This window comes from Polynucleobacter sp. 39-46-10, assembly GCF_002282275.1.
Window position 1 is genome coordinate 1 of record NZ_NCJB01000268.1, and the last position, 3,271, is coordinate 3,271.

The following is a 3,271-nucleotide window of genomic DNA, read 5'->3' on the forward strand; positions in this document are numbered from 1 at the left end:
CGCAACCCGGCTAAATGCCTTTTTGCTGGAATTTGGGGATGGGCTTAACATATAACGATTAAACCATACGCATAAAATCCCTTCCACTATGGATGATCGCTCCCGCGCCTTACTGAAAACCCTCATCGAGCGCTATATCGAAGAGGGGCAGCCTATTGGCTCACGCACCCTATCTCGATTCTCGGGGCTGGATCTTTCTGCGGCCACGATTCGCAATGTGATGGCGGATTTAGAGGAGATGGGCTTAGTGACTAGCCCCCATACCTCGGCTGGTCGCATACCCACCCCAAGAGGTTATCGCCTCTTTGTAGATACGATGGTGACAGTTCGGCCCCTAGAGGAAATCGCCACTCGGGAGATGGAGAAAGGTCTTTTGCCAGATTCTCCACAGAGGGTACTGAACTCCGCTGCCCAAATTTTGTCTAATTTGACCCATTTTGCTGGGGTGGTGATGACGCCGAAGCGGGCTCAAGTCTTTAAACATATCGAGTTCTTACGGCTGGGTGAAGGCAAGATCCTGCTCATCATGGTGACCCCTGAGGGTGACGTCCAAAACCGTATCCTTCCAACCACCCAGGACTACACCCCTAGTCAGTTGGTAGAGGCGGGCAATTACATCAATACGCAGTTCGCAGGCAAGAGTTTTGCTGAGGTGCGTGCGCATCTGGCCTCCGATCTAGATAACCTGCGCAGCGATATCTCTGGCTTGATGGCCTTGGCGCTGCATAGTGGGGTTAGCGACTACGGCATGGGCCAGGGGGACATGTTGCTGTCAGGTGAGCGTCGCCTTCTCAATGTTGGCGATCTCAGTACCAATTTAGACAAGTTGCGTAAGATGTTTGACATGCTGGAGCAAAAGTCAGTACTGATGCAGTTGCTAGATGTATCTAGTCATGCTGATGGCATTCAGATCTTTATTGGGGGCGAAAGTGATTTGCTACCTTATGAAGATTTGGCTGTCATCAGTGCGCCATACAGTGTGGATGGTCAGATTGTTGGGACACTTGGAGTCATTGGCCCTACTCGCATGGCATACGATCGGGTGATTCCGATCGTCGACATCACCTCTAAGTTGTTATCGGGTGCATTGAGCTCCCCGATAGGATCGTGACAGTAATTTTTTTGTTTTCTTCTTAACTAAACGGATCTTCCTTGAATCAAAATCCCCACTTACGTCCTTCTAAGACAGCAGTGCTATTGCTGAACTTGGGTACTCCTTCCGCGCCAACTGCTAAAGCGGTGAGGGCTTATCTCAAAGAATTTCTATCCGATCCACGCGTTGTAGAAATTCCTCGCATTATTTGGTGGTGCATTTTGAATGGCATTATTTTGCCGATTCGTAGCGGTGCCTCAGCCAAGAAATACGCCTCCATTTGGTTGCCAAAATTAGGCTCTCCTTTGATGCATTACTCGCGCCTACAAGCAAAAGAGTTGGGCGAGAAATTTGCCAATCATGGTGAAGTGGTATTAGTAGATTTAGCCATGCGCTATGGTGAGCCTTCTACACAGCAAGCCTTAGAAGCCTTGCAGGCACAGGGTATGGAGCGCCTCTTGTTGTTACCCCTATATCCACAGTACTCAGCCACAACCACTGCATCCAGTTTTGATGAAGTGTTTCGTGTTCTTGGAACTTGGCGCAATCAACCTGAGCTGCGTTTGGTAAAGCACTATCACGATAATCCTGCTTACATTAGCGCGCTGCGCGACCAAGTATTAAGCGCATGGGATAAAGATGGGCGACCAGATTTTGCTGCTGGTGATCGTCTTGTGATGTCTTTCCACGGCTTGCCAAAGCGCAATTTAATGAAGGGTGACCCTTACCATTGCGAGTGCTTAAAAACTGGTCGCTTACTTGGCGAATCTCTAGGTCTAGAGCCTGGTCAATATCTCGTTACTTTCCAATCCCGCTTTGGTAAAGCTGAGTGGCTCAAGCCGTACACTGCTCCGATGATTGAGGAGCTTGGCAAAAAGGGTTGCAAGCGAGTGGATATTTTTTGCCCCGGTTTTCCGGCGGATTGCTTGGAAACTCTAGAGGAGATTGCCATGGAGGCGCGCGAGATCTTCTTGGAGCATGGCGGTAAAGATTACCGCTATATTCCTTGTCTCAATAGCAATCCAAAATGGATTGATGCGATGTACGACATTGCCCAGCAGCATTTATCTGGCTGGAGTCTGGGTGTCGAATCTGATGCGGTGTTGAAGGAACGTGATCGACTGGCTGAGTTGGCTAAAGCCAGAATTGCTTAAATGCCGTCACACTTGAAATTACCTGAATCAGCCCCATATCATTGAGAAGTAGCCATTCTGATAGAAAAGTGAATTTGTACCCATGACCCAAGAAAATCAAAATCCATCCCCTGAGCAAGAAAATATTGAGCCGCTTGCTCAAGCGGAGGGTGGCGCTGATACGGCGCCTGCATCTGATGAAGTGAAGACTCCAGAGCAAGAGATTGCCGAGTTAAATCAAAAGCTAACGGAGATGCAAGATAACTATCTTCGAGCCAAGGCTGAAGGTGAGAATATTCGTCGTCGGGCTGCTGAAGATGTCTCTAAGGCACATAAGTTTGCGATTGAGAGTTTTGCCGAGCATCTCGTGCCGGTTACCGATAGTCTCTATGCCGCCTTGAATGCAGAGGCAGTAGATGCCAAAGCTTTTAAAGAGGGCTTGGAAATCACCCTAAAACAGCTACTTTCCGCCTTTGAAAAGGGGCGCATGACGGAGATTAATCCTGCTGTAGGTGACAAGTTTGATCCGCACCATCACCAGGCAATTGCTTCAGTGCCATCTGATCAAGAGGCCAATACTGTGGTTTCAGTGCTTCAGAGAGGGTATTCCATTGCTGATCGTATTCTGCGCCCAGCCCTGGTAACCGTGAGCGCACCCAAATAAGCCTTTAAAACCCCTAAATTGGGGGTTTATGATGAAAAAGGACATAAAAAAGGCAGATTTCTGCCTTTTTTGCATTTTGAGCCCTTGAATTCCCTCTTTTCAACCCCATTTATTGAATATCGAATTATTCGCAACATTACGAAATTACACACAACTTAATTTTTTGGAGCCATTATGGGAAAGATTATCGGAATTGACTTGGGAACCACGAACTCGTGCGTTTCAGTTGTAGAAAACAATGCACCTAAAGTTGTCGAGAACGCCGAAGGCGCCCGCACAACCCCATCCATCATTGCTTACGTTGAAGACGGTGAAGTGTTGGTTGGCGCGCCTGCAAAACGCCAATCAGTTACCAATCCTAAAAACACCATCTATGCAGTG

4 protein-coding genes are annotated in these 3,271 nt (G+C 48.1%); all 4 read left to right on the forward strand.

Annotated elements, in window-relative coordinates; translation table 11 throughout:
- Positions 1-88 precede the first annotated feature (88 nt).
- Complete coding sequence (hrcA, locus tag B7X71_RS14090) at positions 89-1,111, forward strand: heat-inducible transcriptional repressor HrcA (protein WP_215301936.1); 1,023 nt, start codon at positions 89-91, stop codon at positions 1,109-1,111.
- Positions 1,112-1,152: 41 nt separating this feature from the next.
- Positions 1,153-2,247, forward strand: a complete 1,095-nt coding sequence (gene hemH / locus B7X71_RS14095) for a ferrochelatase (protein ID WP_293601070.1) — start codon at positions 1,153-1,155, stop codon at positions 2,245-2,247.
- Positions 2,248-2,329: 82 nt separating this feature from the next.
- Positions 2,330-2,890 carry a nucleotide exchange factor GrpE gene (grpE, locus tag B7X71_RS14100; protein ID WP_293601071.1) on the forward strand — a complete coding sequence of 187 codons (561 nt, stop codon included), beginning with the start codon at positions 2,330-2,332 and terminating at the stop codon, positions 2,888-2,890.
- A gap of 174 nt (positions 2,891-3,064) precedes the next feature.
- Positions 3,065-3,271: Hsp70 family protein (locus tag B7X71_RS14105; protein WP_293601072.1), on the forward strand; the 207-nt coding region annotated here is incomplete at its 3' end.